Here is a 2,478-nt window from a genome sequence, read left to right as displayed (position 1 = left end):
GTCCACCAGTTCCATGCGGGGCGCGCGGGTCCTGGCGCCCCGGTTGAGGTCGATCGCGGCCCGGATCAGCTCCGCCGACCGGGCCCTGGACGTCGCGTCACGCGCACCGAAGGCGCGCGCGGCGGCCCGGGCGGCACTCGACGCCGCGGCGGGCTCCCCGCGCAGCAGGTGGGCGCGGGCCAGGTCGAGCTGGATCTCGCCCTCGTCGATGCGTTGGCGCCGCGTACGAGCGGTCGCTGCCGCCTCCTCCAGGAGTGCGACGGCCTGGCTGAGCAGCCCGGCCTCGAGCAGGACCCGAGCGAGGTCGTGCCGGGCGTGCACCCGCTCGACCTCCACGTCCATGGCGTCCGCCGCCCGCATCAGCCCGATCGCGGCCGGCAGGTTGCCGGCGAAGTACTCCAGGCAGCCGAGGTTGTGGCGCGCCTTGAACACCATCTCCGGCCAGTCCTGCTCCAGCGACAGCTCCAGCGCGGCGAGAAGGTCGCGGCGCCCGGGCTCGAGCTCGAGCCGGGTCACCTCGGCCAGGCCCCGGTTGAGCTGCACCGCGAGACGCTCGAGGGGCAGGCGCAGGTCGGCCAGCCGCACCGCGCGCAGCGCAGCAAGACCCCGGTCCCACTCCCCCACGTGCATCAGGACGGTGCCCTCCTGGATGTGGGCCAGCGCGGCGGCGTACGCGGACCCGCTCTCGACGCCCTGGGCGCGCGCCTCCGCCAGCCTCGCCAGGGCCCGGTCGAGCCCGTGCAGGTGCAGTTCCGTCAGTGCGAGCGTCACGAGCATGCGCGCGCGCAGCTCGCTGGGCCCCTCGGGCAACCCCTGGATGCCACGACGCAGCTCCTTGTCGGCGGCAGGCCAGTCCCCGAGGCCGTTGAACCGCTTGCCAGCGGCCAGTCGACGCTCGGCGGTCTCCTCCGCGGCTGCGTTCGGCAAGGGCGTCAGACCCCGAACGGAGGCGTGACCAGGGGGCGGTACCCGGTGCCGTCGAGCCGCTGCAGCACCAGGTGGACGAGCCCCGGCTCCGCGAGCAGGAACTCGAAGTGGCCCTGGTCGTCGGTGCGCGTGGACACCGTGTGCTCCACCCCGCGCAGCTCCACGCTCACCGGCGTCGCGCTCGCCCAGCCCGAGACCCGGCGTCCGCCGCCGGGCTCCGGCTCGATCGCGATCATCGCGGTCAGGTCGGCGCCGGAGAAGGTCACCGTGTCCGCCATCTCCATCTCGCTGCGCACCCCGGCCCGCTCGGCCGTCATCACGGTCAGCTCGGCGACCTCGGCCTCCAGCGCGGCGACGGTGATCGCGAAGTTCACCCGGTCCACCAGGCCGTCCGGCACCGGGTCGCGCACGTCGTGCGCCTGCCCCAGCAGGGCCAGGATCCGGGCGTCCTCGTCGTCGAGCGGATCAGCGGTGTGTGCATCCATGTCCTTCATCCCCATGACGAGCTCGTTCCCGACCAGTGCGTGTCGGCTTCCAGTGCGCTTCTCAGTGCCGCCAGGCAGCGGCCCCTCGTCGGCCCGATGCTGCCGACCGGCATCCCCAGTGCCTCCGAGATGGCGGCGTAGTCGGGACGTTCGCCCAGAGAGACGACCCTGAGCAGGTACCGGCACCTCTCCGAGAGCTGCGAGAAGTGCCGCCACAGCACGTCCGACTCGTCGGCGGCCACGGCGTCCGCCTCGGGACCGGGGAGGGGGTCCGGCTCGTTGGCCAGCGCCTCCTCCTGCCGCTCCGTGGCCGGGGACGTACGACGACCGCGCACGGCCATCGTCAGCGCACGCCGGCGCGTGGTGGTCACCAGCCACTGCAGCACCGCCTGGGGCGAGGTGATGGCACCGCTGTTGCGGTACAGCGCCACCCAGGCCTCCTGCACCGCGTCCTCGGCGGCCACCCGGTCCAGCCCGCAGCCGCGGGCGGTGTTCCACAGCAGCGGGGTGAGCTCCTGGACGAGTCGCCCGAGCGCTGCCTCCTCCCCGTCGCGGTACGCGGCGAAGTCGGTCGCGGCCCGGTCGACCAGACCGGTCGACGCCTGCCCGGCGGCGTTCACTGCTCGCCTCCCAGCACGGCCTCAAGCGCCTTGTCGGTGGACTTCCCGCCGGCCAGGGCGGCGGCGATCTCGCCGGCGAGGACGGGGGCGGCGAACGACGTGCCCGTCCAGAGACCGAAGCCGGTGCCGTAGTCGTCGCCGTCGGGCGTCGCGCGCGGCGGCAGCCCGTTCGGCGTCGACGCCTGGCTGGCCTGCAACGAACCGTTGAAGGTGACCGGCATCGTGCTCACCACGTTGCTGCCGCACCGGTACGCGCGCACCCACGGGCCGGTGTTGGAGTAGGAGGCCACCAGGGCACCGCCCGGGAGCGAGGCGCCCACGCTCACCAGGGGCACCCCCGTCCACGACGGGACGGCGGCCAGCGCGGCCGGGTGGAACTCGACGGTCGATGCACCGTTGCCCGCGGCGGCGACCACGGCGACCCCGTCGTCGGCGAGGGCACGCAG

General features: G+C 74.3%; 4 protein-coding genes. All 4 read right to left on the bottom strand.

From position 1 onward, the window contains the following. Positions 1–927, bottom strand: a 927-nt coding sequence (locus tag ACI379_RS06875) for a hypothetical protein (protein ID WP_439791337.1), incomplete at its 3' end; no start/stop codon positions are given. Between the two features lie 5 nt (positions 928–932). Then, the gene (locus ACI379_RS06870; protein WP_439791336.1) at positions 933–1,412 is read right to left on the bottom strand and encodes a hypothetical protein; all 480 of its coding nucleotides are present in this window, start codon (positions 1,410–1,412) and stop codon (positions 933–935) included. 5 nt (positions 1,413–1,417) lie between these two features. Then, positions 1,418–2,032: an RNA polymerase sigma factor gene (locus ACI379_RS06865; protein ID WP_439791335.1), complete on the bottom strand. Its 615-nt coding sequence runs from the start codon at positions 2,030–2,032 to the stop codon at positions 1,418–1,420. Continuing rightward, the coding region (locus ACI379_RS06860; protein ID WP_439791334.1) for a S8 family serine peptidase at positions 2,029–2,478 on the bottom strand (450 nt) is incomplete at its 5' end. The genes ACI379_RS06865 and ACI379_RS06860, both read right to left, overlap by 4 nt.

The sequence above is a fragment of the Nocardioides sp. genome, assembly GCF_051876515.1.
GTDB lineage: Bacteria > Actinomycetota > Actinomycetes > Propionibacteriales > Nocardioidaceae > Nocardioides.
Note: the sequence above shows the minus strand (reverse complement) of the source record. Positions and strands in the feature narration are given on the sequence as shown.

What these genes read in the sequence shown, in the direction of transcription:
- ACI379_RS06870 (WP_439791336.1), bottom strand. Translation starts at nt 1,412, where the DNA reads ATGGATGCACACACCGCTGATCCGCTCGACGACGAGGACGCCCGGATC.